Raw genomic sequence first — 25,705 nt, 5'->3', positions numbered from 1 at the left:
GGTACGCCCCGGCGCCCGTCCCGCCCCCGGTGGCGCCGAACGGGCAGCCGCTGGCGGGCTTCGGCGACCGGTTGCTCGCCTACCTGATCGACACCGCCGTCGCCATGGCGGTGACGATGGCGCTGTTCGTGCCGGTGTTCTTCCTCGTCTTCTTCCAGATGATCGACGAGATCGAGCAGGCCGGCCCGAACGGTCCCGACGCGGTCGAGGTCTGGACGAGCGTGTTCCTGCCGCTGCTCGCCGCCGAGCTCGGGGTTCTGCTGCTGATGCTCGCCTTCTACTGGGTCTACCACGTCGAGTACGCCCGCCGGACCGGGCAGACGCTCGGCAAGAAGGTGATGAAGCTGCGGATCGTGCCGGTGCAGCCGGACGCCGCACTGACCCGGGGCATGCTCGGCAAGCGCTGGGCCGTCGAGTTCGCCGGCGGGATGTTCGTGCCGTTCCTCAGCTACCTCGACGGTTTCTGGCAACTGTGGGACAAGCCCTGGCAGCAGTGCCTCCACGACAAGTTCGCCGGTACGGTCGTCGTTAAGGTTGGCCCGTGAGCGCGAGGAGTGAGCCGGGTCTGCGAGCCCCGCAGTCGGGAACTAGGACGGCATCGTGAGTTTGGAACCCGGCTGGTACGTCGACCCCGCCGACACGGAGACCCGCAGGTGGTGGGACGGCGAGGGCTGGATCGGCGCGCCGATCCCGGTCGACGTCACCCCGCCCGACGGCCCGCCGCCCCCCGAACCGGAGCCCGCGCCGGCCACCGAACAGCAGGCCGCCGGCCCGGGCGGCCGTCCCGACGCGACCCCGACGTCCGGCGCGCCCGGCCGGCCGGGCCCGTGGCCGGGACAGCCGGGACAACCGGGTCAGCCCGGCCAGGCCGGCCCGTGGCCGGGACAGCCGGGTCAACCGAACCCGTGGCCGGGTCAGCCGGGTCAGCCCGGGCAGCCGGGACAGGCCGGGCCGGGCATGCAGGGACCGCCGCCGGGCTGGCCGTACCCGCACTGGCCGGGCGCACAGCCGATCCCCCGCCCACACGGACTGCCGCTGGCGTCGTACGGCGCCCGGCTGGTCGCGCGCCTGATCGACTTCGGCGTGGTGTTCCTGCTCAACGCCGTTGTCAACGGCTGGTTCGTCTGGCGCTACGTCGAGGCCGTCTCCCCGTACCTGCGTGAATCGGTGCGCCGGGCGCTCAACGGCGACACGTCCACCGAAGGGCTGCCCCAGATCGACGACCAGGCCGGCGGCCTCCAGATCGCCATTCTCGTGATCGCCACCGCGCTCTGGTACGCGTACGAGGTGCCGTCGATGGCGGCGCGCGGTCAGACCTTCGGCAAGCGGCTGATGGGCATTCGCGCGCTGCCGGTCGAGGCGGACCAGCCGCTCGGCTTCGGCCGGGCCACCCGGCGCTGGAGCACGCTCGGCCTGCCGACGCTGCTCTGGTACTGCTGCGGGCTGGGTCTGCTGCTCCAGCTCATCGACGCGATCTCGCCCCTGTTCGACCACCCGCTGCGCCAGGCCCTGCACGACAAGCGGGCGCAGACGGTGGTGGTCCAGCTCCCCCGCAAACGTGACACCGGTACCACCCCGCCCGAGAGCGCCGACACCCCGGGAGACACCCCATGACCGAGACCGGACGCCACCAGCCTGCGCCGCGGCTCACCCGCGCCGACCTGGACGCGCTGCCCAACTACGTGCCCGGCCGCAGCCCCGCCGACCTGGCCCGGGAGCTGGGCCTGGCCGAGGCGATCAAGCTGGCCAGCAACGAGGTGCCGTACGGCCCGCTGCCGGGTGTGGTGGAGGCGGTCGCCGAGGCGGTCGCCGGTTCGCACCGCTACCCGGACATGGGCGTGGTGGCGCTGCGCCAGGCGCTCGCCGAGCGGTACGGCGTGGACGCCGACCGGATCGCCACCGGCTGCGGTTCGGTGGCGCTGGCCGAGCACCTGGTCCGCGCCACCTGCCTGCCCGGTGACGAGCTGCTCTACTCGTGGCGCTCCTTCGAGGCGTACCCGATCATCGCGGCGACCAGCGGCGCGACAAGCGTGCGGGTGCCGAACGACGCCGGCCACTGCCACGACCTGGACGCGATGGCGGCGGCGGTGACCGACCGGACCCGGATGGTCCTGGTCTGCAACCCGAACAACCCCACCGGTACGGCGGTGCGCCGGGCCGAGCTGGACCGGTTCCTCGACGCGATGCCGGACGACGTGCTCGTGGTGATCGACGAGGCGTACCGGGAGTTCGTCACCGACCCCGAGGTGCCGGACGGCCTGACCTACCTGGACCGGCCGAACGTGGCGGTGCTGCGCACGCTGTCCAAGGCGTGGGGCCTGGCCGGTCTGCGGATCGGCTGGCTGGTCGCGGCGCCGGAGGTGGCCGCCGCAGTGCGCAAGGTGGTCACCCCGTTCTCCACCAGCATGGCCGCCCAGGCCGGCGCGCTGGCCGCGCTCGCGCAGGCCGACGAGGTGGAGCGGCGCTGCGCGCTGGTCGTGGCCGAGCGGAACCGGGTCACCGAGGCGCTGCGCAAGTTCGTCCCGGACGTGCCGGACAGCCAGGCCAACTTCGTCTGGCTGCCGCTGGGCGACCGGGCGGTGGAGTTCGGCCGGGCGTGCGAGGCGCGTGGCGTGATCGTGCGCCCGTTCCCGGGCGACGGCGTCCGGGTCACCATCGGCACCCCGGCCGAGAACGACGCGTTCCTGGCCGCCGCCGAGGCCGCTCTGGCCTGACCGGACGCGCCCGGCGCCGGTCCGTCAACCCCCTACGGACCGGCGCCGGGCGTCTTCGTCCGACCGATCAGACAAGAGCACTATAGGTGCTTTTGTCCGTTTTTAGGCTTGACTCGCCAGATCAGGTCACCGCCAGCAACACCGGCTCGGCCATCAGGAAGTAGCCCTGGTCGTCGTCCTCCGGAGCGGCCTGCTCCCGCAGCCGCTCCACAGCGACGTAGCCGTCCACCGCGTACGCCCGGCCCGGCCGCCAGCCGATCCCGTCCCGGCCCAGGTCGAGCACGAAACCCGACCGGGTCGTACCGGTGAGCGGGTCGACGGTGATCAGTTCCCGCCGGTCGGTCAGCAGGTGCACCCGCCCCGGCTCGGTCGCGAGCACCCGGGCCGGATGGATGTCCGCCCGGCGCCACAGCTCCTCGCCGGTACGCGCCGAGCGCCCGACCACCACCGGGCCGGACGTGTCCACCGCCCGCTCACCGTCGAGCACCGTGTCCGGGTGGTCCAGGCCCGGCGCGGCGGCCGGCTCACCCGGGTCGGTCACCAGCCAGCCCCGGCTGCCCGCGCCGTCCGGCCCGGCGGTACGCAGCCCGCGGCAACCGGAGTGCCCGTCGCGGCAGCCCACCGGCGTGACGACGAGCTGTTCCGGCGCGTCCGGCGGCCGCCAGCGGGTCCGCACCGCACCGGTCGCCGCGTCCCGCAGCTCGACCGCGGCCGGGCCGTCGCAGCTGTCCACGCCGACCAGCTCACCGCTGGCGGTCGTGCCCACGTCGGACCGGCAACCCCTGCTCACGTCCGCGCGCCAGAGCCGGCGGCCGTCGGTGAGGTCGTACCCGCCGATGCCGCCCGGACCGGTCGCGAGCAGCACGGCCCGCCCCTCGGACGTGCGCGCCACGTGCAGTCCGGCCGGATCCCAGACCGTGGCGGCGAAGGTGCGTCGCGGCTCCGGCACCGACCCCGGCTGCGGGCCGTCGGCCCGCCAGGCCACCCGTCCGGTACGCGCGTCGAGCGCCACCAGCTTCCCGTCGGACCAGCGGCTGACCACCGTAGTGCCCTCGGCGAGCACTCCGACCAGCGTCGCCGGCCAGCGGCGGAAGGACCAGAACGGGGTGACCCGGTGCCGTCCGGTGACCGGCTGGTCCGCGTACACCTGACGGGTGCCCGCGTAGACGCGGAGCCGGCCGTCCACGACGAGGGGTGCCACCGGCAGCCGCGCGAGCACCCCGGCGGTCGGCGCGGGCGCCGCCGGGTAGGGCTTCCGGGCCGGGGTGTCGACCTCGGCGGGCGCCAGCACCCGGACGACCACGGCGACCGACGCCGCGACGGCGAGCACCGCCACCAGCGCCACCACGGCCCGCCGCCTCGCGGCCTTCGCCATCCGTCACCTCCGCCCCGGCACCCTACCGGCCGCGTGCGGGCCGGGTACGGGGAGCGGCCGGGTCGACTCAGGCGGCCTCGGTGGATCGGGCGGAACCGGCGGCCAGCGCCAGGTCGGCCAGGTCGCGCCGGAGCGCGCCCTCGACCGCGCGGGCGGCCAGGCCACCGAGGATCAGGGCCAGCACCCGCCCGTACGCCCGGGTCGGCACCGCCTCCTGCTCGACGGTGACCTCGGTGCAGCCGCGCCGCCGCCGCTCGACGGTGCGCAGCGTCCAGGTGATCCGGTAGTCGGCGCCGGCACCGCGCGACCCGAGCACCAGGCGGCCGGGCGCGACCGCCTCGATCACCTCGAACTCCTCCGGTTCGGTACCGCCGTCCGGCCGGACGCGGGTCTCCCGCCACACGGTGCCCGGCCCGAACCCGCCGGTGCCGAGGACCTCGACCGCGTCCACCGCCGAGAGCCAGTCGGCGCGGGCCGGGAGGTCGGTGAGCAGCCGCCACAGATCGGCGTCCTGCGCTTCGATGAATGCGGAAACCGTCACCGTCGACATGGCACCTCCCGTGTCGTACACGGTACGGGCCGTGACCGGAAACGGGGAGCCTCCCGGTGACATTTCCACTACCGGTGCCCCCGCCGGGGCACCGGTGTGGCGCGAGGGCGGTCAGCCGCGGAGCGTGCCGCCCCGCAGCGCGGTGACGAACGCGGCCCAGCCCGGCGGGCTCACCGCGAGCGCCGGACCGTCCGGGTCCTTCGAGTCGCGTACGCCCACCACGCCGTGCTCGGCGACCACGTTCGTCGCCACCTCGACGCAGAGACCCTGATCGTTCGAGCGGCTGCTGGTGCGCCAGACGGCACCGGTCAACTCGGTCATGCTCGGTCCTTCCTGTTTCGGCTTCCGCGGGTACGCCCCGGCCCGGCACCGCGGGCGGCTCCCGGCTCGACCGGGAGCCACCGGCCGGGGCGTAGGTGATCCGGAGCGATCAACGCCGAAGGAAACGGCCCCGGTCGCACATCGGGTGCGACCGGGGCCGGTTCGGAAGGTCGGATCTCAGCGAGCCGGGAGGATCGTCCCGGTGACCTCGCCCAACGCGACTGCGGTGCCGTCCGGGCCGGGCGCGGTGGCGGTGATCGTCACCGTGTCGCCGTCCTCCAGGAACGTCCGCTCGCTGCCGTCGGCGAACTTGACCGGCTCGGATCCGCCCCAGGTCAGCTCCAGGAACGAACCGACCTGGCCGCGCTCCGGACCGGAGACGGTGCCGGAGGCGTAGAGGTCGCCGGTACGCAGCGACGCGCCGTTGACGGTGAGGTGCGCGAGCTGCTGGGCCGGGGTCCAGTACATGCCGGCGAACGGCGGCTCGGCGACCCGCTCGCCGTTCCACTCGACCGACAACGTCAGGTCCAGCCCGAGGCGCGGGGTGTCGCGCAGGTAGTCCTGCACCGGCGGGTCCTGGTCCGGCGCGGGCACGAACGCGTCGGACAGCGCCTCCAGCGGCGTCACCCAGGCCGAGACGGAGGTGGCGAACGACTTGCCGAGGAACGGCCCGAGCGGCTGGTACTCCCACGCCTGGATGTCCCGGGCCGACCAGTCGTTGACGAGCACCACGCCGAAGACGTGGTCGGCGAAGTCGGCAACCGGCACCCGCTCGCCGAGCCGGCTCGGCACGCCCACCACGAAGCCCACCTCGGCCTCGATGTCCAGCCGGACCGAGGCGCCGGTGGTCGGGCCCTGCGCGCTGGCCCGCTGGCCGGTCGGGCGGGTCACCGGGGTGCCGGAGACGACCACGGTGCCGGCCCGGCCGTGGTAGCCGATCGGCACGTGCTTCCAGTTCGGCAGCAGCGGCGGCTGGCCGGGCCGGAAGATCTGCCCGACGTTCGAGGCGTGGTGCTCGGAGGAGTAGAAGTCGACGTAGTCGGCCACCTCGAACGGCAGCGCCATCTCGACCTCGCGCAGCGGCACCAGCAGCGGCTCGACCGCCGCCCGGTGCTCCGGCTCGGTGAGCAGCTCGACGACCCGCTGCCGGACCGCCGTCCACTGCGGGCGGCCGAGCGCCATGAAGGCGTTGAGCGTCGGCCGGCCCAGCGCGCCGCCGGCCAGCACCAGACCGGCGGCCTCCGCGCCGGCCAGGTCCAGCGCGAAGTCACCGATGCGGACGCCGACGCGCGGCTCGCCCTCGCCGTGCCGGAACACGCCGTACGGCAGGTTCGTGACCCCGTACGGCGACCCTGCCACACCCGGAACCCAGCTCATGCCGTGCCGACCGGGCATGCCCTCACGGCCCTCGCTCCGCTCGGTGCGTTCGCTCATGCGGTGCAGGCCGGGCATGCCCTCACGGCCCTCGCTCCGCTCGGTGCGTTCGCTCATGCCTCAAAGCCTCCGTTCACCAGCCCCAGCCGGATCAGATCGGTAAGTGGTTCGGAGATGCTGCACGAGCCGTACCCGACCCAGAGCGGGCGCTCGGCGTCGCGGTGCGCCCGGGCCGGCTCGACCACGCGTACCGGGTCGGTGGCGGCGAGCAGCTCGGCCACGCCGTCCACCTCGGCGCCCCCGACGGCGGCGAGCGTGGCACCAAGCACGTTGACGAAACCGTGGTGGTTGAAGCCGGTCTCCGGGTCGCGGTGCCGGATCGCGTGGTGCAGCCCGGCGGTGAGCTTGAACGGCAGCTTACGGTCCCGGCACGCGCAGATCACCGCGGCCAGCTCGACCGGGGTGGGGAACAGTTCCGCGGCGAGCCCGCCGGTGCGGAACTTGGCCGCCACCGGCAGCCCGGCGGCGCGTGCCTCGGCGAGCGTGTCGAGCGCGCCCATCAGGCCGAAGGTCAGCGGGATCTCCGCGTACACGGCGGCGCCGTCGAGCCGGCCGGCGAGCGTCATCAGCTCGGACAGCCCGGGTTGCGGGTCCTCGCCGCGCTTGGCGACCGGCGCCTCGACCTGCCGGGCGGTCACCCCGTCGGGCGCGAGCGCGTCCAGCGCCTGCGGGAGCTGGTCCAGGCCGGTGTCGCCGATCAGCCCGATCACCAGGCCCTCGGCCGGGTCCACCAGGCCGCTCAGCGACCCGCGCTGGATCTCCGAGGCGGGCAGCAGCAGCGGGCCGACCATGTCCGCGTACCACGCGGTTCGGTGGGTGCGGTGCGCGGTCACCGCGTCGGGCAGCGCGGCGTTGCCGGGCGGGAAGACCGCGGCGTCGTCCACCAGGCCGGAGAGGAGGCGGGGCACCTGCGTTGACACGAGACAAGAATGTACGGGACGCTACGAGGAACGGACAACAGCGTCCGATTATCGGACGCCACCGGCCGGAGAACGGGACATATCGGGAGGCGAGATGCCGTACTACCGCAGCGTCGGCGACGTGCCGCGCAAGCGCCACACCCAGTTCCGCCAGCCCGACGGCACTCTCTACGTGGAGGAACTGGTCGGCCAGGAGGGTTTCTCCTCCGACTCGTCGCTGCTCTACCACCGGCACGCGCCGACCGCGATCCTCGCCGCCGAGGAGTACGCCCCGCCCACAGTCACCCGCGTGCCCAACCTGCCGCTCAAGCCGCGCCACCTGCGCACGCACAAGCTCGACGGCACCGGCGCGGACCCGGTGCTCGGCCGTCAGTACCTGCTCGCCAACGACGACGTACGCATCGCGTACGTGCTCGCCGACCGGCCGTCGCCGCTGTTCCGCGACGCCACCGGCGACCACTGCCTCTACCTGGAGGCCGGGTCGATGCGGGTCGAGTCGCCGTTCGGCGTGCTCGACGCGGTCGCGGGCGACTACGTCGTCATCCCCACCTCGACCATCCACCGCCTCGTGCCCACCGGCGACGAGCCGACCCGGCTGCTCGCCGTCGAGGCGTCCGGCCACATCGGGCCGCCCAAGCGCTACCTCTCCGTACGCGGCCAGTTCCTGGAGCACGCGCCCTACTGCGAGCGCGACGTCCGCGGACCGGACACGCCGCTGCTCGTCGACGGCGAGGAGGTGGAGGTGCTCGTCAAGCACCGCCGCGGGTGGACGAGGTACGTCTACGCCAACCACCCGTTCGACGTGGTGGGCTGGGACGGGCACATGTACCCGTGGGCGTTCTCCATCCACGACTTCGAGCCGATCACCGGGCGGATCCACCAGCCCCCGCCCGTGCACCAGACGTTCCAGGGCCCGAACTTCGTGATCTGCTCGTTCGTGCCGCGCAAGGTGGACTACCACCCGGCCGCCATCCCGGTGCCGTACAACCACCACAACGTCGACTCCGACGAGATGCTGTTCTACACCGGCGGCAACTACGAGGCCCGGCGCGGCTCCGGCATCGAGCAGGGCTCGATCTCGCTGCACCCGTCCGGCTTCACCCACGGCCCCCAGCCGGGCGCGGCCGAGCGGTCGATCGGTGCGGAGTTCTTCGACGAGCTGGCGGTCATGGTGGACACGTTCCGCCCGCTCGACCTCTGCGACGCGGCCGCCGGCTGCGAGGACGACGGCTACGCCTGGACCTGGGCGCGCAAGTCCTGACGTACGCGAGAAGGGGCCGCGCCCGGCACGGACGCGGCCCCTTCGCACGCGGTCGTCAGAACGTGGACGCGTCGATGACGAAGCGGTAGCGCACGTCGGAGGCGAGCACCCGCTCGTACGCCTCGTTGATCTTCTCGGCCGGAATCACCTCGATCTCGGCGCCCAGCCCGTGCTCGGCGCAGAAGTCGAGCATCTCCTGGGTCTCCGCGATGCCGCCGATGTTCGACCCGGCGAACGACCGCCGGGCCGGGATCAGCGAGAACGCGTGCACCGACAGCGGCTTCTCCGGAGCGCCCACGTTGACCAGCGTCCCGTCCACGGCGAGCAGCCGCAGGTACGCGTCCATGTCGAGGGTCGCGCTCACCGTGTTGATGATCAGGTCGAACGAGCCGGCCAGCTCGGTGAACGTGTCCTCGTCGGAGGTCGCGTAGTAGTGGTCGGCGCCGAGCCGCAGCCCGTCCTCCCGCTTCTTCAGCGACTGCGACAGCACGGTCACCTCGGCGCCCATCGCGTGGGCCAGCTTCACGGCCATGTGGCCGAGACCGCCCATGCCGATCACCGCGACCCGGCGACCCGGCCCGGCGTTCCAGTGCCGCAGCGGCGAGTACGTGGTGATGCCGGCGCAGAGCAGCGGGGCGGCGGCGTCCAGCTCGATGCCGTCCGGGATGCGCAGCACGAAGTCCTCGGTGACCACGATGGCCTGCGAGTAGCCGCCCTGGGTCGGCTCGCCGTCCCGGCCCACCCCGCCGTACGTGCCGGTGCTGCCCTTCAGGCAGTACTGCTCCAGGCCCTTGCGGCAGTTGTCGCACTCCCGGCAGGAGTCGACCAGGCAGCCGACGCCGACCCGGTCGCCGACGGCGAACTTCGTCACCGCGGAGCCGACCTCACGCACCACGCCCGCGATCTCGTGACCCACCACGATCGGGTAGCGGGTCGGACCCCACTCGCTGCGCGCGGTGTGGATGTCGGAGTGGCAGATGCCGGAGAACTTGATGTCGATGAGAACGTCGTCCGGTCCGAGATCCCGCCGCTCGATCGTGGTCAGGGCGAGCGGTTCGGTCGCGGACGTCGCCGCGTAGGCATTGACGGTGAGCACTGATTCCCGCTTCCTTCAGCCGGTGTTTCCGGTCCTCCTACCCTCTCACCGGCGAGCGAACGCGGTGAATCCGGCCACCACCGACGCGGTGATCGCCCCGACCAGCGGCAACGGGCCGCCGACCAGCGCGTAAACGAGCAACAGCACCACCGCGGCGGCGGCCGCGTAGACCGGGACGACCAGGCCGCGCGACATCGCCTCCCGCAGGCCGGGCTGCCACGTCGCCGGGCGCCGCAGCAGCACCGCCACCCCGGCCACCGCCAGCACCGCGAACAGCCGGGACGCACCCGGCGAGGCCGGGGCCAGCGCCGCGACCAGCACACTCGCGATCAGGGACAACCCGGCCACCGACAGCAGGAGACGCCGGATGCCGGCGTCCACGGTCCGGACCGGGTCGGGACGGGCCACCGGCAGATCGGCCATCGCGGTCAGGTGTTCCAGCGTCTCGGCGTACCGGCGTCGTTCCAGCCGGGCCACGCCCATGTCCTGCCCCGCCTCGCCCAGCCCTGGGTCCAGCCGCAGCGCCTCCCGGTAGGCCCGCTCGGCCAGATCGAACAGTTGCAGCCGCACCGCGACCAGGCCCAGCACCAGGTGCGCCTCCGGCTCGTCCGGCGACAGCTCCACACCCCGCCACGCCGCGTCCAGCGCCGCCTGCCCGTTGCGCGACGCGGAGAGGACGGCGGCGGCACTGCGCTGCGCGTACGCGTCACCCGGCGCACGCGCCAGGATCTCGTCGGCGGTGGCGGCGGCGGGCTTCCAGCGTTCGAGGTCGAGCAGCGCGAACCCGCGCGCCACGAGCGCCGGCACGACCGCCCCGGCGACGGGCGTCTCCGCGCCGGCCGCCTCCTGGGCGGACGCCTCGTCGGCGGCGGCTCCGGCAGCAGGCGGCACGGCGCCCGGCACGTCGCGGGTGGGCGTCTCCGCGGCGAGCGTCCCGAAGGCGGGCGGCTCCGGAACGGACGCGCCGCCGGCGGCGGCCACCGCGGCCTCGGCGGCGGCGAGCGCCTCGGATGGCCGGTCGGCGGCCAGGTGCATCCGGGCCAGCATGGTCAACGCGGGCACGTGCGCCGGCTCGGTCGCGATCAGCGCGGTGAGTTCGCCGATCCCCTCGTCGTAGCGCCCCAGCTCGGCGAGCAGGTGGGCGCGTTGCAGGTAACCGTCGGCGGCGGACTGGTCGGGGGCGGCGTCACTCGGCATCCCGGCGAGCGTATCCGCCCGGACCCACCGCGCGCCGAGGGTGCCCGGCGTCAGGCACTCCGGCAGGACACGCCCGCCCGGCCGCCACACGTCCCCAGACTGCACCACCGGCGCAGCCCGCTCTCGTCCAGGAACATGCATCCCGCCCCGGGTGCCTGGGAACCGGCGCCCCAGGCGCCGTTCGAGATGCCAGCGGGCGCGCGATGCGAGTTCGCGGTACGGGTCGAGCCGATCGTGGACGAGGTGCGGAAGCTGACGATCGAGACCTACCCGGACGGCGCGCCGAAGCGGGAGTTGTTCACCGGCGCTCTGATCAACCGGGTGACGAACCTGGAGACCGGCGCCACCTCGACGGCGGACGCGAGCGGCACCGCCCTCGTCGTCTACCGCACGGACGGCTCGATGACCTGGTACGTGACCGGGCCGGTGCTGCTCGGCTTCCGGGAGAACGCCGGCACCCTGCCGAAGGGGCTGTGGATCGTCGACGGCCGGTTCCGGGTGGAGTTCTCCCCCACCTACGACAAGACGATCACGATGCTCCACGGCACTACTCACAACGTCTGCACCGACGTCGACTGATCGGGTGACGCGGTGGCCGGCGTCCCCGGTCACCGCGTCAGCCGGCCGGAGCCTCGTAGATCAGGGCCACCGCGATCCCGGCCAGCCCTTCCCCGCGCCCGGTGAAGCCGAGGCCGTCGGTGGTGGCCGCGGAGACGGTCACCGGCGCGCCCACCGCCTCGGAGAGCACCCGCTGCGCCTCCTCCCGGCGCGGCCCGATCTTGGGGCGGTTGCCGACGACCTGCACCGACACGTTGCCGATCTGGAAGCCCGCCGCCCGTACCCGGCGTGCGCTCTCGGTCAGCAGCGCCACCCCGGAGGCACCGGCCCACTCCGGCTGGTCCACGCCGAAGTTCGCGCCCAGGTCGCCGAGACCGGCAGCGGAGAGCAGGGCGTTGCAGGCGGCGTGCGCGGCAACGTCGGCGTCGGAGTGACCGGCCAGGCCGTCCTGGTCCGGCCAGTGCAGGCCCGCGACCCAGCAGGGCCGCCCGGCCGCGAACGCGTGCACGTCGGTGCCGACAGCCACCCGAGGAACGATCATGACCAGAGGGTACGCACACCTCGGGAGAGATCTTGGTAGCAAAGGGCCCCCATGAGGGCCGTTTCGTACCAAGATCTCGAAGCCCGCGTGCCGCGCGGGCGGCGCGTCAGGCGCCTGTGGTCAGGAGGTGTTCGGCCAAGGCGAGGTCGAACGGGCGGGTGATCTTCAGGGCCAACTCGGAGCCGGACACGCACATGACCGCGCCGCCCTGCTTCTCGATCAACCCGGCGTCGTCGGTCAGCGCGTCACCCGCCGACCGATGGGTCGCGACCAGCACCGACCGGCGGAAGCCCTGCGGCGTCTGCACCGCCCGCAGCGCGGACCTGTCGACTGTGCCGAGCACCCGCTCGGTCGCGTCGACCTCCTTGATCGTGTCGACCACCGGCAGTACCGGGATCACCGCGTCGTGCCCGTCGCGGACCGCCGCGGCCACCGACTCGACCAGGTGGGCCGGGGTGAGCGCGCGGGCCGCGTCGTGCACCAGGACGATCTCCGGACCGCCGGGTACTGCCGCGAGTGCCGCCGCCACCGACTCCTGGCGTTCGGCGCCTCCGGGCACCACAGTCACCGGGGCGACGGGGGCGAGCATCGCGCGTACCGCCTCGACCTCGGTCGCCGGCGCGGCCACCACGATCGTGTGCACGGAGGGCGCGGCGGCGATCCGGCGGACCGCGTGTACGAGCAGCGGCTCACCGGCGAGCAGCCGGAGCGCCTTCGGGGCGCCAGGTCCGAGGCGTATCCCGGCACCTGCCGCAGGAACGAGGACCGCGACGTCACCGCGCGGATTGAGCTGCGCGGTCACGTCGCGGTCCTCGGATTCGTTCGCTGCGGGGTGGGTAGAGGCAGAGGCGTGGATCAGGCCTCGGTCAGCACCTTGTCGAGCAGCGTCTCGGCCTCGTCCTTGGTGCTCTTCTCCGCCAGCGCGACCTCGCCGACGAGGATGTCACGGGCCTTGGCGAGCATCCGCTTCTCGCCCGCCGACAGGCCCCGCTCCCGCTCCCGGCGCCACAGGTCGCGGACGACCTCGGCCACCTTCAGCGGGTTACCGGAGGCCAGCTTCTCCAGATTCGCCTTGTAACGCCGCGACCAGTTGGTCGGCTCCTCGGTGTGCGGTGCACGGAGCACGTCGAAGACCTTGCCCAGGCCCTCTTCGCCAACCACTTCGCGCACACCCACGATCTCGGCGTTCTCGGCGGGCACCCGGACCGTCAGGTCACCCTGTGCGACCCTCAGGACGAGGTATTCCCTGGGCTCGCCCTTGATGACCCGAGTCTCGATTGCCTCGATGAGTGCGGCCCCGTGGTGGGGGTAAACAACGGTCTCGCCGACACTGAAAACCATAGGTTCGAAACCCCTTTCGCTGTGTCTAGGGTAACACGCTCAGGCACCGATGTCTCACCGCTGTCCTGATCGTTGGCGCAGCTCAGGGGCCCTGTGAGAGGTATTTCTTCAGCTTGACAGGCGGTCAAACCGATGCTTTCGACACGCTCCGTGAGGAACACGTGACAACCCGGTAAGGGGTGACGGGAGCGTCCAGATCTAGGGCAATGCGCTCCTTCCATGGTAGCTCCGCAAGTCCGTCCGCGCCCAGGTGTGGCGTTACGGCGGTCGGTGCGGGACGCTGGTGAGGGACGTGACGTCCGCTCACCGAGACGTTCCTGGGGGTCCGATGGGCGTGCCTGACGCTGACGGCCAGGGGCCGCCGGACGGGCTGCCCGGCCTGCCTCCGGAGTGGGGCCGGGTGGTCGTCCCGGACGACGCCTCGGCGCTCGCCGACGAGGCCCGGCAGGTCCGCCGGGAGCTGCGCCGCGCGCGGCAGGGCTCCGGCCGGCGTACCGTTCCGGCCCGCCTCGGGCTGCCGGTGCTGATCCTGCTCGTGTCGGTGCTCGTCACACTCGCCGGGCTGGCCGCCGTCACCTGGCCGCGCACCACCACGCGGTCCGGCGCGCCGACGGTGCTCCCCCGCTCCACCACCGCGCCGCAACCGGTCGGCCCGCTGCCCGCGCTGGACCTGGTCGGCGCGGACGACACGCCGGTACCGCTGCGCAGCCTGCTGCCCGCCATGATCATCCTGGTCGACGCCTGCGCCTGCGCCGAACAGGTCGGCACCGCGGCGCGCGCCGCGCCGCCCGGCGTCACTGTGGTCACCGTGACCGAGGGCCGCAGCGCCGGGCCCGCGAGCGTCCCCGGGGTACGCCCGCTCGGCGACCCGGCCGGCGGTCTGCGCTCCTACCTGCACCTGTCCGCCCACCCCGGCACCGCCGCCGCGCTGCTCGTGAATCGACAGGGCTCGCTGGTCCGTGTGGTGCCGGAGCTGGGCCCGCTGTCGGACTACGGCGCCGACCTGGCCCGGCTGGGCAGCTGACAGGCCGGTCCGGGAGCGCCGGCTGGGCGGCCGAGCCGCCGGCCCGAGGAGGCGGGAGCTGCCGGTGCCCGGCGCGCGACAGCTGTCAGTAGAGCGCTTCGAGCCGGGCGTCCAGCTCGGCCCGGCCGCGTACACCGGTGAACCGCACCAGCACCGGCGCGCCGGTGCCGCCCAGGAAGGGCAGCTCCAGTCGCCCGCCGCAGCGGAGGAACCGCCGCGCGTCGCCGGTCCCGGTGCCGGACAGCTGCACGGCGATCGATCCGTCCCCGGAGCAGCTCACCGACAGCCGGTAGTCGTCGCCCCGCGAGGGATTCACCTGCCGTACGACGGGCGGCCCGTCCGGCGTCAGGTCGGACGTCTCCCGCCACACCACGTGCGACACCTGGAGCACACGCGAGGTGCCGTCGTCCTCGACCCGGATCACCACCGACCGGTCCGGCGCCGTCGCCGGGGCACGGAGTGCCCGGGGCGTCGGGTCGCGCCCCGGCCGTGCCGGCCAGGCGTCGCCGGTCGACGGGTCGACCCGCCAGGTTCGGGCGACGGGTTCGGCGCTCGCGGGCGGCGCCGGCACGGCCGTGACCGCACCCGGCTCGGGTGCCGCCGACCGCCACCAGGCCGCACCGGCCGCCAGCGCCAGAACGGTCAGGACGGTCAGCGGTACCCGTCCGTCCCGCTCGTCGGAGGCCATGACGGCAGCGTATCCGCGCGGCCCGGGCGGGGCGAGCCGTCAGCCCACCCGTTCCAGCAGCACCGCGTAGAGCGTCAGGCCCGGTCCGAACGCGAGCATCACCACCCAGCGCGGCGGCGACGGCTCCGTACGCCACAGCCGGTCCAGAATCAGCAGCACGGTCGGGGACGAGCAGTTGCCGTGCTCGGCGAGCGTCCCCCGGGAGGCGGCGAGCCCGTCCGATGGCAGCGCCAGCTCACGCTCCACCACGTTGAGGATCCGCGGACCGCCCGGATGCACCGCCCAGCCGTCCACGTCGGAGCGCTCGCACCCGTGCCGCGCCAGCAGCTCGTCGATCAGCGTCCGCACGTGCCGGGACAGGACCTGCGGCACCTTCGGCGACAGCCCCATCCGGAAACCGGTGTCGGTGACGTCCCAGGTCATGTGATCGGCGGTGGAGGTGTCGGTGACCGAGGTGACCTCGCGCAGCGCGTACCCCCGGCCGCCGGGGACGACCACGGCGGCGACCGCGGCGTCCGAGAACAGCGCGTGGGAGACGATCTGCTGGGTGTCCACCCGGGCACCAGGCGGCTGGATGTGCAGGCTGGTCAGCTCCGCGCAGAGCAGCAGCGCGGGCCGCCCGCGGGCGGTGACGAAGTCGCTCGCCGCGCCCAGCCCGGGCAGGGCCGCGTAACAGCCCATGTGCCCGACGAACATGCGCTGGGTGCTCGGGGACATCCCCAGATCCCGGGCGAGCAGGATGTCCAGCCCCGGGGTGGCGTACCCGGTGCACGAGCAGACGATGAACAGCCCGATGTCGGAGGCGTCCAGGCCGGCGGCGGTGAGAGCCCGGCTGACCGCCTCCTTGCCCAGCGGCAGCGCCTCGACCTGGTAGCGGCGCATCCGGCGCTCGGTCGGCCACTCCGAGACGTCCTCCAGCAGCGGGTTGACCGCCGCCTGCCGCCGGGTCACGCCCGAGTTCGCGAAGATCCGCTCGGCCAGCGCCCGGGTGTTCCCCTGGAAGTGCTTCGCGAAGAAGCCCGTCCACAGTTCGTCCTGCATCGCGGCCGGCGGTTGTGCCGTACCCAGACCCGCGATCACCGGTATGCCCACGTCCCCCACCCCTGAGCCCTCCCTCACCTCTCGCACCGACTCCTGGTCACCAACGAGGGAGCGCGCTGTCCCGGTCCGGGTCGCCGCCCAGTGCGGCGATGCCGAGCCAGTCGGCGCACACGTCGGACGTGGCCGGATGCAGCGAGCCGCAGCGGGCGTCCCGGTAGAGCCGCTCCAGCGGATGCCCGCGGCGGGTCGCAGACGTACCGGCCGCCTCCAGCATGGAGGCCGCCACCTCGGCGGCTGTGGTGCCGGCGAGCAGCTTGGCCCGCCACACCCAGCGGTTCGTCTCGGCGTCGCCGGGTGCCTCGTCGACCCGGCGGGCCGCCTCGGCGACCACCAGTTCGGCGGCGGCGGTGGCCGCGTCGGCCCGGCCCAGGCGGGCCCGCACCGCGGGCAGCCCGGCGAGGTTGCGGGCGTTGAGGTGCTCGGCCGCGGCGTCGATGGCGGCCCGGGCCACGCCGACGTAGACCGCCGCGTAGCTCGCCACCAGCCAGTGCGGCATGAGCTGGGCGACGACCAGGGCCAGCCCTTCGACGCCGCCGAGCAGCCGGTCGGCCGGGACCGTCACGTCCAGGTGCACGTCGTGCGAGGAGGTGGCCCGCATGCCGAGCGAGTCCCAGGTGGGCTCGACGGTGATCCCCTCTCCGGCCGGGACCAGGAACTGCGACACCACGGACTGGTCGGCGGCGCTGCGGGCGGCCACCAGGTAGCCGTCCGGGTGGCCGGCGCCGGAGCAGAACGTCTTGCTGCCCTTGATGTGCCAGCCGCCGTCGACCGGCTCGTAGACGGTGCTGAGCTGGGACAACCGGGCGCCGGCGCCGCGTTCGCTCATCGCGACCGCATACCAGGCGCCGTCGGCCGCCGCGCGCAGCAGCCGGTCCCGCGCCGCCAGCGCCTCGTCCGGTACGCCGAGCGCCTCGGCCAGTTCCTCGGTGACCGCGCCGAGCGCCCCGGTGACCGAGGCGTGCATGTTGAACACCAGCGCGGTCGCGCCGTTGCCACGGGCCAGTTCGGTGGCGACAGCGGCGTACTCGGCGAAGCTCGCGCCCGTGCCGCCCAGCTCGGGGGGCACCATCAGGCCGAACAGCCCTGCTGCCCGCAGGTCCGCGAAGTCGTCCACGGGGAACGAGCCGTCGCGGTCGTGCTCGGCCGCGCGGGCGGCCAGTCGCGGCGCCAACCGGCGGGCCGCCTCCAGCGCGTGCACAGTCATGTCGCCCCCTTCTCGGCGTCCTTTACCCCGGGCGGCCCCGGCTACCCGCCCCGGCGCCCCCAGCCCTGGTACAGCACCGCCGTCGACCGGGTCGGCACGATGCGCGGTTCGGTCCTGCCCGGACGGTCGGCGCCGCCGCGCATGCGGCGCAGCAGCCAGGCCAGCGTGCCGCCCAGCTCCGGCCGGACCCCGCGCACCGTCAACGACACGCCGTGCCGGGCACACTCGGCGACCAGCGCGCGGGCGTCGACGAACAACCGCGGGTCGTGGATGCCGCGCGGCACTGTGGGCAGCCGTTCGCCCAGCTCCACAGCGATCAGCCGGGCCGGCAGCGTGTCGTTGAGCGTGTCCAGCACCAGCAGGCCGCCCGGGCGCAGCAGCCGGCACGCCTCGGCGACCGCCCGCCGCCAGTCCGGTACGTGCTCCAGCAGCTCACCGGCGGAGACCACCGCCGCGCAGCCGTCGGCCAGCGGCACCGCCGTCGCGTCGGCCTGGACCACTGTCACGCCGTGCGCGGCGGCCTGGTCGAGCGCGGAGCGGGTCAGGTCGACCCCGACGTGGCGGTAACCCTTGCCGGCCAGGTGCGGCGCCAGCAGCCCGGCGCCACAGCCCAGGTCGACGAGCAGGTCGTCCGGGGTGGACGCCGCTGGTACCAGCGCCGCCCGGGCCCGGGCCAGCCAGTGCAGCATCGCGAACGCGCCGTCCGGCCGCCACCACTCGCCGGCCAGGTCGTCGTACTGCCGGGGGTCGTTCGGCGGCAGCACCCGGTACGGAGTGGACACCGGCGACGCGTCGGGCATGCGTCGAGCGTGGCACGACTGCCCGGTAACGACCAGACTTCCCTTATGTCGACACGGGTGTTAGGGCTGGTCAGGGCGAGCCATCCGGAGCCCGCGGCGGCGGTCACCGTGGTCGCCGCGCTGCTCGCCGCCGGTGTCGGGCACTCGGCCGCGGGTGTCGTGCTCGTGGCGCTGACGGTGCTGGCCAGCCAGCTCGCGGTCGGGTGGAGCAACGACCTGATCGACGCCGAGCGGGACGCCGCTGTGGGGCGTACCGACAAACCGGTGACCACCGGCGAGGTCGCCCGGACGACGCTGGCCCGGGCCACGGCGGTGGCCGCCGTCGCCGTGCCGGTGCTCGCGCTGGCCGGCGGCCCGGCCGCGGCGGCCTGCGCCACGCTGGGCCTCGTCTCCGCGCTGCTCTACAACCGGCCGCTGAAGTCGACGCCGGTGTCGGTGCTGCCCTACGCGGTCTCGTTCGGCGCGCTGCCCGCGTTCGTGGTGCTGGCGCTGCCCGGCTCGCCGGTGCCCCCGGCCTGGCTGGTGGCCGCCGCCGCGCTGCTCGGCGCCGGCGCGCACTTCGCGAACGTGCTGCCGGACCTGGCCGACGACGCCCGGACCGGGGTGCGCGGCCTGCCGCACCGGCTCGGGCCGGTGGGCAGCCGGCTGGCCGCCGCCGGGCTGCTGCTCGCGGCCACCGTCGCGCTGGTCCTCGGCCCGCCCGGGCCGCCGTCGTGGACCGGCCTGTCGGCGGTCGCCGCCGCCGTGGCCGTGCCGGCGGTCGGCTGGTACGCGGGACGCGCGACAGCCGGACGCTCGGCGACCGCCTTCCGGGCGGTCCTGGTGGTGGCGCTCATCGATGTGGTGCTGCTGGTGACGAGCGGCCGGGTGGTCTGAGGAGTCCACTCCGAGGTGGCATTGCCGGGTCCGCGTGCGGGCCTCGATCAGCTCCAACTACCCTGGAGCGCGGTCTGCGCGGGTATGGCCACCCCGTGCCCGGTGGTCGACCGGGCGGGGATCGTGACGAGGAGGACCGACGTGACGCGCTCGATCAGGGGTTCCCGGGGGCCGGCCCTGCTGCTGGCCGGCACGGCGGCGGCGAGCCTGCTGCTGTCCGGGTGCGGCGCCGGGCAGATTTCCGAGACCGCCAACAAGATCCCGTCGGTACAGGGCGTCAACGTCCAGACCTCCGACAACCTCTTCAAGGTACGCGGGCTCTACGTGCAGTTCCCGGGCCCGAAGGGCTACGAGGCCGGGTCGAACGCGCCGGTCAACGTGGTGATCTACAACGACAGCGAGAAGCCGGTGACAGTGACGGTCACCACCGACAGCGCGCGGGAGATCGTGCTCACCGGCTCCGGCGCGGGTGAGAGCGGCGCGGCCACCCCGACCGGTTCGCCCACCGAGCCGGTCACCACCTCGCCGACCGCGAGCGACCCGAGCGCGTCGCCGAGCCAGTCGCTGGAGGTGACCGGGTCGCCGTCGGCCAGCCCGTCGCCGAGCGAGAGCGAGTCCGCGCCCGCCGGCCAGCCGGCCCGGATCGAGATCCCGGCCCTCAGCTACGCCCAGCTCAACGCCGGCAACCCGCGGTTCCTCCAGCTCGTCGGCCTGAACGAGAAGCTGCTCGTCGGCCAGCAGGTCAACCTGACCTTCGACTTCGGCGACGGCAAGGTCGTCAAGACCCCGGCGCCGATCGGCATCCCACTGACCCCGGAGGCCACGCCGTCGAAGATCGTGAACCCGCGTGAGCACGCCGGTGAGGACGGCGGCGCCGAGGGCGGCCACTGACCTCTCCCCTCCTTCCGTCGGCACCGCCGCCGTGGCCAGCGCCACGCCGGCGGTGTCGCCGTTCCGGGTGGGCTTTCGTCGTACGGGCCGGTTAGCGTCCGGTGGTGACCACGCCCCGATCGACCCCCTCCCGTGCCGGCGCCGGCCGCGGTCGCGCCGCCACCCGCGAACCCCGCCCGGCCTACGAGTGCGACGCCTGCGGCCACCAGCCCCCGAAGTGGGTGGGCCGGTGCCCCGAGTGCGGCGAGTGGGGTTCGGTGGTCGAGTGCACGGTCACCGGCCCGATGGTCTCCGGCCGGGTGGTCAGCTCACGGATGCCGGCCGAGCCGGCCCGGCCGATCGCCACGATCAGCGCCGCGCCGGCCCGGGCCCGTCCCACCGGTGTGAGCGAGCTCGACCGGGTGCTCGGCGGCGGCCTGGTCCCCGGCGCTGTGGTGCTGCTCGCCGGTGAGCCCGGGGTGGGCAAGTCGACGCTGCTGCTCGACGTGGCCCAGCAGTGGGCGGCCGGGGCCGGCAGCCCGTCGCTGGTGGTCAGCGGCGAGGAGTCGGTCAGCCAGGTGCGGCTGCGCGCCGAGCGGATGGGCACCCTGCACGACCAGCTCTATCTGGCCGCCGAGAGCGACCTGTCGGCGGTGCTCGGCCACCTCGACGCGGTCAAGCCGGGGCTGCTGGTGCTCGACTCGGTGCAGACCATCTCGACCACCGGCACCGAGGGCGTGCCGGGCGGCGTCACCCAGGTCCGCGCGGTCACCGCCGCCCTGGTCGCGGTGGCCAAGGAGCGCGGCATCGCCACCGTGCTGGTCGGGCACGTCACCAAGGACGGCCAGGTGGCCGGTCCTCGCGTGCTGGAGCACCTGGTCGACGTGGTGCTGCACTTCGAGGGCGACAAGCACTCCTCGCTGCGCATGGTGCGCGGCGTGAAGAACCGCTTCGGCGCGGCCGACGAGGTGGGCTGCTTCGAGATGCACGAGGGCGGCATCAGCAGCCTGGCCGACCCGTCCGGCCTGTTCCTGACCCGCTACTCCGAACCGGTGCCGGGCACCTGCGTGACGGTGGCGATGGAGGGGCGCCGGGCGCTGGTGACCGAGGTGCAGGCGCTGATCGGCGCCACCGTGGCCGGCTCGCCGCGGCGTACCGTCTCCGGCCTGGACAGCGCCCGGCTCGCGATGGTCCTCGCGGTGCTCCAGCGCCGCACCGAGCGGCTCACGCTGCACGACCGGGAGGTCTTCGCCGCCACCGTCGGCGGCATCCGGGTGGTGGAGCCGGCGGCCGACCTGGCGGTGGCGCTCGCTGTCGCCTCCGGCGGGCTCAACCTGGCGCTCAACCCGCATCTGGTTGCCATCGGCGAGGTGGGTCTCACCGGCGAGGTCCGTCGCGTCGGCGCGGTGCCCCGGCGGCTGGCCGAGGCCGCCCGGCTCGGCTTCCGGCTGGCCCTCGTGCCGCCCGGGTGCGGGCCGGAGAGCAGCGGCGCCGGGCCGGAGAACATGCGCGTGATCGAGGTCACTGACGTGCGTGCCGCACTCCAGGCGGCCGCCCGCGCGTCGGCGGAGTGACACGGTGGCATCCGCCGGGCGTTTCCGGGCAGGCCACGCAGGCCGCGCCGACCCGCCCGAGCCGGGCATCGTGACACATCACAGTAACCACGAGAGCACCCACCGCATGGCAGTCCGTAGACTGTGCCCGTGCCGATCGACCGCGATGCCACCAAGCCCGCAACGGCGACGCCGCACGCCCGTACCGGCGCCGTGAGCGGCAACCCCGCTCGTGCCATCAGCGTGAGCGTCAACGGAAGCGTCGGCGGCGGGGCCGGCGCCGATCCGCTGCGCGCCAACCTCGCCCTGATGGCTCCCGGCACCGCCCTGCGGGACGGCCTGGAGCGGATCCTGCGCGGCCGCACCGGCGCGCTGATCGTGCTCGGCTACGACAAGGTGGTCGAGCAGATCTGCACCGGCGGCTTCCCGATGGACGTGGAGTTCTCCGCCACCCGGGTCCGTGAGCTGTGCAAGATGGACGGCGCGGTGGTGCTGTCCAGCGACGGCACCCGGATCGTGCAGGCCGGCGCGCACCTGATGCCGGACCCGTCCATCCCCACCGAGGAGTCCGGCACCCGGCACCGCACCGCCGAGCGGGTGGCCCGGCAGACCGGCTACCCGGTCATCTCGGTCAGCCAGTCGATGCGGATCATCAGCCTCTACGTCAACGGTCAGCGGCACGTGCTCGACGACTCGGCGGCCATCCTGTCCCGCGCCAACCAGGCGCTCGCCACGCTGGAGCGCTACAAACTGCGGCTGGACGAGGTCTCCGGCACGCTCTCCGCGCTGGAGATCGAGGATCTGGTCACCGTCCGCGACGCGGTGGCGGTGGTGCAGCGGCTGGAGATGGTCCGGCGGATCGCCGACGAGATCGCCGGCTACGTGGTGGAGCTGGGCACCGACGGCCGCCTGCTGGCCCTTCAGCTCGACGAGCTGATGGCCGGCGTGGACGCCGACCGCACCCTGGTCATCCGCGACTACCTGCCGACCGGCCGCAAGTCGCGCACGCTCGACGAGGCGCTCGTCGAGCTCGACCTGCTCAGCGCCACCGAGCTCATCGACCTCGTGGCGGTGGCGAAGGCGATCGGCTACCCGTCCGCCTCGGACGCGCTCGACGCGGCGGTCAGCCCGCGCGGGTTCCGCCTGCTGGCCAAGGTGCCCCGGCTGCCGGTCGCCGTCGTCGACCGGCTGGTGGTGCACTTCGGCAGCCTCCAGCGGCTGCTCGGCGCGACTGTGGAAGACCTCCAGGCGGTCGAGGGCGTGGGCGACGCCCGCGCCCGCGGTGTCCGCGAGGGCCTGTCCCGGCTCGCCGAGGCGAGCATCCTCGAACGGTACGTCTGACCGACCGCTCAGCCGGTGATGGTCAGCTTCACCGGCTCGCTGATCTTGGTGCCGACGCGGGCGAACACCTGGTACGCGCCGATCGCGGCGAAGTCGCCGCCGGCCAGCCCGCTCGCGCACCTGTTGTCCAGCCGGCCGTTCCAGCCCAGCTCGTAGGAGCGCTCGAAGTTCGGCGTGAACGACTGGACGTCCGAGCCCTTGCCGGTGCCGCAGGTGTCCGACGACCAGATCTTCTCCGCGCCCGACTTGACGTACAGCTCCTGGAGGTCGGCGCCGACGTCGCGGCTGCACGTACGGTTCGACACGTTCTTGACCTTCAGGCGCAGCGTGACCACGGTGCCCCGCTGGGCGGTGGGCGGCACCGCGACCGGCGTCACCAGCAGCTCGGAGTCGGTGCAGGTGCCGTCGTCGGAGACCGGCTGACCGGTCGCGCCACCGTTGCCGGTGCCGCCCCCGTTGTTCGCGCCCCCGCCGTCGTTCCCGCCGCCTGTGTTCCCGCCGCCGTTGTTCGCGCCGCCGCCCCCGGTGTCGCCCGGTGCCGGCGACGGGCTGCCCGACTGCGGAGTCAGCACCGAGCCGGACGGGTCGGGCTGAGCCCCGGCGGAACCGGTCGGGGACGGGTCGGTGCCCGGCGCGCCGGTGTTGCGATCCGTACCGGTGCAGGAATACAGCAGGACAATCAGGAAGAGCAGCCCCGCTCCGAGCACGACGGCACGACGCCGCCAGTACACGGCAGGGGGCAGGGGGCCGACCGTCAGACGCATGATGCGCCTACCGTAGCCGCGCGGCGCACGGCTCGCCGGTCCGACGCGCCGGGAACCCGCCGCCGTACGGCCGTGGTCGTCCACACTGGATTCCTACCGACACCGTCAGAGGTAGACCTTGCGCTTGTAGATCGCGTGCGCGCCGGCCACCCGGTCGAGGAAGAGCAGCCCCGCGCAGTGGTCGATCTCGTGCTGGAGCGCCCGCGCCTCGAAGCCGTCCGTCACCAGGCGGACCGGCTCGCCGCTGCCGGGAAGCGCACCCTCGACGACCAGGCGGCTCGCCCGCTTCACGTCGCCGGTCAGGTCCGGCACCGACATGCAGCCCTCCCGCCCGGCCTTCCACCGGGACGCCTCCACCACGCGCGCGTTGCAGAGCACGAACGTGCCGTGCACGGTGACCGCCTTCGGATGCCCCGTCACGTCCACCGCGAACACCTGCGCGCTCACCCCGACCTGCGGCGCCGCCAGTCCCACGCAACCGGGCGAGACGCGCATGGTGGCCACCAGGTCGGCGGCGAGGCGCACCACCTCGGCAGACGTCGGGTCGACCTCCGGGCCCGGTTGGCTCAGCACCGGCTCCGGCGCGGTGACCACCGCCCGTACCGCGCCGGGGATGCCGAGCTTCTCCGGGGTCCAGCCGCCCAGGCCCGCGTACTCCGGCCCGGTCACAGCAGATCCGTGTCCGCCGGGCGGAGGCTGACCCCCACGCCCAGCTCCGCGGCGACCCGGGTGAGCCGGCCGGCCACCTCGTCCGACACACCGGGCGGCAACTCGACCTCGGCCACCACCACGTAGAGCGAACCGGTGAGCCGGGTGCTCAGGTCGGTCACGTTCCCGCCCGCGTCGGTGAGCACCCGGGTCATCGCCGCGACGATGCCCATCCGGTCGGCGCCGTGCACCGCCAGCACGTACGGCTCCCCGGTGGGCTCGCTGCCGCCGTCGGGCGTGACCGCGCGTACGGTCGCCAGCAGGTGCCCGTCGGCGGCGAGCGGGGCCAGCGCGGCCTCGACGTCGGCGGCGGCCGGGCCCACGCAGATCAGCGTCATCGCGAAGTGTCCACGCAGCCGGGTCATCGTCGAGTCGGTGAGGTTCGCGCCGAGCCGGGCGAGGACCTCCGCGACGTCGGCCACGATGCCCGGCCGGTCCCGGCCGATGACGGTGATCGCGAGCTCGTTCATTCGGACATTCTGCCCCGTCGCTCATGATCGATCGCGCCCGGCCACCCGGCCCGCCCAACCTGCGGGAAAGACAGCCGTGACATGATCGGCGACGCGATGTCCGATCCCACATTCGCCACCCAGGTCAGCCGGTGGTACGAGCGCAACGCCCGCGACCTGCCCTGGCGCAAGCCCGGCATCGGCGCCTGGGCGATCCTGGTCAGCGAGGTCATGCTCCAGCAGACCCCCGTGGTCCGGGTGGTACCGGCCTGGGAGGCGTGGCTGGCCCGCTGGCCCGAGCCGCGCGCGCTCGCCGAGGACACCCCCGCCGAGGCGATCCGGATGTGGGGACGGCTCGGCTACCCCCGCCGGGCGGTTCGCCTGCGCGAGTGCGCGGCGGCGATCGTGGAGCGCCACGGCGGCGTGGTGCCCGACCGGCTCGATCAACTGCTGGCGCTACCCGGTGTCGGCACGTACACGGCCCGCGCGGTCGCCGCGTTCGCGTACGGGCAGCGGCACCCGGTGGTGGACACGAACGTCCGGCGCGTGGTGTGCCGGGCGATCGCCGGAGAACCCGACGCCGGCCCCACCACCCGCCCGGCCGACCTGGTCGCCACCGAGGAACTGCTGCCGATCGAGCCGGCTGACGCCGCGCTGGCCAGCGCCGCCTTCATGGAACTCGGCGCTGTCGTCTGCACCGCCCGCGCGCCGCGCTGCGCGATCTGCCCGGTCGAGTCGAGCTGTGCCTGGCGGGCTTCTGGACAGGCCGCCCCCACGGGACCGACCCGTCGGCCGCAGCGTTACGCCGGCACCGACCGGCAGGTACGCGGACTGCTGCTCGCGGTGCTGCGGGAGTCCACCGGCCCGGTGCCGCACCAGCGGCTGGACCAGGTCTGGCACGACGACGTCCAGCGGGCGCGAGCGCTGGCCGGCCTGGTCACCGACGGCCTGGTGGAACCGGTGGGCGAGGAGTCGTTCCGCCTGGCCGGAGACGGCCCCGCCGTCCCCCTCCCCTGACC

28 protein-coding genes are annotated in these 25,705 nt (G+C 74.0%); 11 read left to right on the top strand and 17 right to left on the bottom strand.

Annotated features, from left to right (window positions below):
• The 3 genes from ABD52_RS23150 to hisC form a co-directional block, all read left to right on the top strand.
• Window positions 1–545 (top strand): RDD family protein (locus tag ABD52_RS23150; protein WP_047893214.1); only part of this gene is annotated, 545 nt, incomplete at its 5' end.
• A gap of 55 nt (window positions 546–600) precedes the next feature.
• Complete coding sequence (locus tag ABD52_RS23145; protein WP_047893211.1) at window positions 601–1,614, top strand: RDD family protein; 1,014 nt, start codon at window positions 601–603, stop codon at window positions 1,612–1,614.
• Complete coding sequence (gene hisC / locus ABD52_RS23140) at window positions 1,611–2,714, top strand: histidinol-phosphate transaminase (protein ID WP_047893210.1); 1,104 nt, start codon at window positions 1,611–1,613, stop codon at window positions 2,712–2,714. Before ABD52_RS23145 ends, hisC begins: the two co-directional genes overlap by 4 nt.
• A 121-nt stretch (window positions 2,715–2,835) precedes the next feature.
• On the opposite strand, the gene ABD52_RS23135 is transcribed toward hisC, so the two are convergent.
• The 5 genes from ABD52_RS23135 to ABD52_RS23115 all read right to left on the bottom strand — a co-directional run bounded on the left by ABD52_RS23135 (window position 2,836) and on the right by ABD52_RS23115 (window position 7,314).
• Window positions 2,836–4,089: a PQQ-binding-like beta-propeller repeat protein gene (locus ABD52_RS23135; RefSeq protein WP_047893209.1), complete on the bottom strand. Its 1,254-nt coding sequence runs from the start codon at window positions 4,087–4,089 to the stop codon at window positions 2,836–2,838.
• A gap of 67 nt (window positions 4,090–4,156) precedes the next feature.
• A complete protein-coding gene (locus ABD52_RS23130) occupies window positions 4,157–4,639 on the bottom strand; it encodes an SRPBCC family protein (RefSeq protein ID WP_013288926.1) in 483 nt (160 codons plus the stop codon).
• A gap of 111 nt (window positions 4,640–4,750) precedes the next feature.
• A complete protein-coding gene (locus tag ABD52_RS23125) occupies window positions 4,751–4,960 on the bottom strand; it encodes a DUF397 domain-containing protein (protein ID WP_047893208.1) in 210 nt (69 codons plus the stop codon).
• A 177-nt stretch (window positions 4,961–5,137) separates the two neighbouring features.
• The gene (gene fahA / locus ABD52_RS23120; protein WP_047893213.1) at window positions 5,138–6,337 is read right to left on the bottom strand and encodes a fumarylacetoacetase; all 1,200 of its coding nucleotides are present in this window, start codon (window positions 6,335–6,337) and stop codon (window positions 5,138–5,140) included.
• Between the two features lie 110 nt (window positions 6,338–6,447).
• Window positions 6,448–7,314: a hypothetical protein gene (locus tag ABD52_RS23115; RefSeq protein WP_047893207.1), complete on the bottom strand. Its 867-nt coding sequence runs from the start codon at window positions 7,312–7,314 to the stop codon at window positions 6,448–6,450.
• 94 nt (window positions 7,315–7,408) lie between these two features.
• Here ABD52_RS23115 and ABD52_RS23110 point away from each other — a divergent pair, with 94 nt between their 5' ends.
• Window positions 7,409–8,575, top strand: a complete 1,167-nt coding sequence (locus tag ABD52_RS23110) for a homogentisate 1,2-dioxygenase (RefSeq protein WP_047893206.1) — start codon at window positions 7,409–7,411, stop codon at window positions 8,573–8,575.
• Between the two features lie 55 nt (window positions 8,576–8,630).
• Here the strand turns inward: ABD52_RS23110 and ABD52_RS23105 are convergent, their stop codons facing one another.
• Window positions 8,631–9,671 carry an NAD(P)-dependent alcohol dehydrogenase gene (locus tag ABD52_RS23105; RefSeq protein WP_047893205.1) on the bottom strand — a complete coding sequence of 347 codons (1,041 nt, stop codon included), beginning with the start codon at window positions 9,669–9,671 and terminating at the stop codon, window positions 8,631–8,633.
• 45 nt (window positions 9,672–9,716) lie between these two features.
• Complete coding sequence (locus ABD52_RS23100; protein ID WP_041799369.1) at window positions 9,717–10,868, bottom strand: tetratricopeptide repeat protein; 1,152 nt, start codon at window positions 10,866–10,868, stop codon at window positions 9,717–9,719.
• A 135-nt stretch (window positions 10,869–11,003) separates the two neighbouring features.
• Between ABD52_RS23100 and ABD52_RS23095 the strand changes: the two genes are divergently transcribed.
• The gene (locus ABD52_RS23095; RefSeq protein WP_235437535.1) at window positions 11,004–11,447 is read left to right on the top strand and encodes a hypothetical protein; all 444 of its coding nucleotides are present in this window, start codon (window positions 11,004–11,006) and stop codon (window positions 11,445–11,447) included.
• Window positions 11,448–11,484: 37 nt separating this feature from the next.
• Here ABD52_RS23095 and ispF read toward each other — a convergent pair whose 3' ends face one another.
• The 3 genes from ispF to ABD52_RS23080 form a co-directional block, all read right to left on the bottom strand.
• Window positions 11,485–11,967, bottom strand: coding sequence for a 2-C-methyl-D-erythritol 2,4-cyclodiphosphate synthase (gene ispF / locus ABD52_RS23090; protein ID WP_013288935.1), 483 nt, complete (start codon window positions 11,965–11,967; stop codon window positions 11,485–11,487).
• Between the two features lie 106 nt (window positions 11,968–12,073).
• On the bottom strand, window positions 12,074–12,769 hold the full coding sequence (ispD, locus tag ABD52_RS23085) for a 2-C-methyl-D-erythritol 4-phosphate cytidylyltransferase (protein ID WP_047893204.1): 696 nt from the start codon (window positions 12,767–12,769) through the stop codon (window positions 12,074–12,076).
• Between the two features lie 53 nt (window positions 12,770–12,822).
• A complete protein-coding gene (locus ABD52_RS23080) occupies window positions 12,823–13,308 on the bottom strand; it encodes a CarD family transcriptional regulator (RefSeq protein ID WP_013288937.1) in 486 nt (161 codons plus the stop codon).
• A gap of 328 nt (window positions 13,309–13,636) precedes the next feature.
• Here ABD52_RS23080 and ABD52_RS23075 point away from each other — a divergent pair, with 328 nt between their 5' ends.
• Window positions 13,637–14,332: a hypothetical protein gene (locus ABD52_RS23075; RefSeq protein ID WP_047893203.1), complete on the top strand. Its 696-nt coding sequence runs from the start codon at window positions 13,637–13,639 to the stop codon at window positions 14,330–14,332.
• A gap of 85 nt (window positions 14,333–14,417) precedes the next feature.
• Here ABD52_RS23075 and ABD52_RS23070 read toward each other — a convergent pair whose 3' ends face one another.
• The 4 genes from ABD52_RS23070 to ABD52_RS23055 are packed head-to-tail and all read right to left on the bottom strand — an operon-like array spanning window position 14,418 to window position 18,125.
• Complete coding sequence (locus tag ABD52_RS23070) at window positions 14,418–15,020, bottom strand: hypothetical protein (RefSeq protein WP_047893202.1); 603 nt, start codon at window positions 15,018–15,020, stop codon at window positions 14,418–14,420.
• 39 nt (window positions 15,021–15,059) lie between these two features.
• Window positions 15,060–16,121, bottom strand: a complete 1,062-nt coding sequence (locus ABD52_RS23065) for a type III polyketide synthase (RefSeq protein ID WP_047893201.1) — start codon at window positions 16,119–16,121, stop codon at window positions 15,060–15,062.
• A 37-nt stretch (window positions 16,122–16,158) separates the two neighbouring features.
• Window positions 16,159–17,325, bottom strand: coding sequence for an acyl-CoA dehydrogenase family protein (locus tag ABD52_RS23060; protein WP_047893200.1), 1,167 nt, complete (start codon window positions 17,323–17,325; stop codon window positions 16,159–16,161).
• 41 nt (window positions 17,326–17,366) lie between these two features.
• Window positions 17,367–18,125, bottom strand: a complete 759-nt coding sequence (locus tag ABD52_RS23055) for a methyltransferase domain-containing protein (RefSeq protein WP_013475022.1) — start codon at window positions 18,123–18,125, stop codon at window positions 17,367–17,369.
• A 45-nt stretch (window positions 18,126–18,170) separates the two neighbouring features.
• Here ABD52_RS23055 and ABD52_RS23050 point away from each other — a divergent pair, with 45 nt between their 5' ends.
• From ABD52_RS23050 to disA, 4 genes are all read left to right on the top strand, one after another.
• The gene (locus ABD52_RS23050; protein ID WP_030272017.1) at window positions 18,171–19,001 is read left to right on the top strand and encodes a UbiA family prenyltransferase; all 831 of its coding nucleotides are present in this window, start codon (window positions 18,171–18,173) and stop codon (window positions 18,999–19,001) included.
• 141 nt (window positions 19,002–19,142) lie between these two features.
• A complete protein-coding gene (locus ABD52_RS23045; protein WP_013288944.1) occupies window positions 19,143–19,892 on the top strand; it encodes a hypothetical protein in 750 nt (249 codons plus the stop codon).
• Between the two features lie 104 nt (window positions 19,893–19,996).
• Window positions 19,997–21,445 carry a DNA repair protein RadA gene (gene radA / locus ABD52_RS23040; protein ID WP_030272015.1) on the top strand — a complete coding sequence of 483 codons (1,449 nt, stop codon included), beginning with the start codon at window positions 19,997–19,999 and terminating at the stop codon, window positions 21,443–21,445.
• 129 nt (window positions 21,446–21,574) lie between these two features.
• Entirely contained in the window at window positions 21,575–22,765 is a 1,191-nt protein-coding gene (gene disA / locus ABD52_RS23035) for a DNA integrity scanning diadenylate cyclase DisA (protein ID WP_013288946.1), read from the top strand.
• Window positions 22,766–22,773: 8 nt separating this feature from the next.
• Here the strand turns inward: disA and ABD52_RS23030 are convergent, their stop codons facing one another.
• The 3 genes from ABD52_RS23030 to ABD52_RS23020 all read right to left on the bottom strand — a co-directional run bounded on the left by ABD52_RS23030 (window position 22,774) and on the right by ABD52_RS23020 (window position 24,707).
• Window positions 22,774–23,529 (bottom strand): hypothetical protein, encoded by a 756-nt coding sequence (locus ABD52_RS23030; protein ID WP_030272013.1) that lies wholly within the window; start codon window positions 23,527–23,529, stop codon window positions 22,774–22,776.
• A gap of 105 nt (window positions 23,530–23,634) precedes the next feature.
• Window positions 23,635–24,198, bottom strand: a complete 564-nt coding sequence (locus tag ABD52_RS23025) for a peptide deformylase (protein WP_047893199.1) — start codon at window positions 24,196–24,198, stop codon at window positions 23,635–23,637.
• The gene (locus ABD52_RS23020) at window positions 24,195–24,707 is read right to left on the bottom strand and encodes a glycine cleavage system protein R (RefSeq protein WP_013288949.1); all 513 of its coding nucleotides are present in this window, start codon (window positions 24,705–24,707) and stop codon (window positions 24,195–24,197) included. The genes ABD52_RS23025 and ABD52_RS23020 overlap by 4 nt, the downstream gene beginning before the upstream one ends.
• A 96-nt stretch (window positions 24,708–24,803) precedes the next feature.
• Here ABD52_RS23020 and ABD52_RS23015 point away from each other — a divergent pair, with 96 nt between their 5' ends.
• Window positions 24,804–25,703 (top strand): A/G-specific adenine glycosylase, encoded by a 900-nt coding sequence (locus ABD52_RS23015; RefSeq protein WP_041784511.1) that lies wholly within the window; start codon window positions 24,804–24,806, stop codon window positions 25,701–25,703.
• Window positions 25,704–25,705 lie beyond the last annotated feature (2 nt).

It is taken from the genome of Micromonospora sp. RV43 (assembly GCF_001029515.1).
GTDB lineage: Bacteria > Actinomycetota > Actinomycetes > Mycobacteriales > Micromonosporaceae > Micromonospora > Micromonospora aurantiaca.
Note: the sequence above shows the minus strand (reverse complement) of the source record. Positions and strands in the feature narration are given on the sequence as shown.